The sequence below is a fragment of the Nocardia abscessus NBRC 100374 genome, from assembly GCF_000308455.1.
GTDB lineage: Bacteria > Actinomycetota > Actinomycetes > Mycobacteriales > Mycobacteriaceae > Nocardia > Nocardia abscessus.
In genome coordinates, this window is sequence record NZ_BAFP01000007.1 from 1 (window position 1) to 797 (window position 797).

Here is a 797-nt window from a genome sequence, read left to right on the forward strand (position 1 = left end):
TGCCTTCGTAGACGACTTGGGTGGTGCGGTTGGCGAGGGGGCCGTAGACGATGTAGCTGTGTCCGGTGACCCAGCCGATGTCGGCGGTGCACCAGTAGACGTCTTGGGCGGGTTTGTGGTCGAAGACGGTGTGGTGGGTGTAGGCGGTTTGGGTGAGGTAGCCGCCGGTGGTGTGGAGGATGCCTTTGGGTTTTCCGGTGGTGCCGGAGGTGTAGAGGATGAACAGGGGGTGTTCGGCGTCGAAGGGCCGGGCTTCGTGCTGGGGGGATGCGGGGGTGATGGTGTCGTGCCACCACAGGTCGCGGCCGTCGGTCCAGGGGACTTCGATGCCGGTGCGGCGTACGACCAGGACGTGTTCGACGGTGGTGGGGTCCCCGCCGAGTGCTTCGTCGACGGCGGCTTTGAGGGGGGTGCTTTGCCGCGTCGCCATTGTCCGTCGGTGGTGATGATCAGGCGGGCGCCGGCGTCGTCGACGCGTTGGCGCAGCGCGGTGGGGGAGAAGCCGGCGAAGACGACGGAGTGGGTGAGGCCCAGGCGGGCGCAGGCGAGCATGGCCACGATGGCTTCGGGGACCATCGGCATGTAGATCGCGACTCGGTCTGTGGTGGTGAGGCCGAGTGCGGTGAGGGCGTTGGCGGCCCGGCAGACCTCGTCGTGTAGTTCGTGGTAGGTGATGGCGCGGGAGTCGCCGGGTTCGCCTTCCCAGTGGATGGCGACCTGGTCGCCGTGTCCGTCCAGGACGTGGCGGTCCACGCAGTTGTAGGCGACGTTGAGTTTGCCGCCGAGGAACCACTTCG

General features: G+C 67.4%; 1 protein-coding gene and 1 pseudogene. Both read right to left on the minus strand.

The features are described from left to right. On the minus strand, positions 1 to 430 hold a 430-nt coding region (locus ON19_RS44615; RefSeq protein WP_368854279.1), incomplete at its 3' end, for an AMP-binding protein. Then, a pseudogene (locus tag ON19_RS44620) lies at positions 394 to 753 on the minus strand (AMP-binding protein); the annotation flags it as partial. The gene ON19_RS44615 and the pseudogene ON19_RS44620, both read right to left, overlap by 37 nt. Positions 754 to 797: the final 44 nt, after the last annotated feature.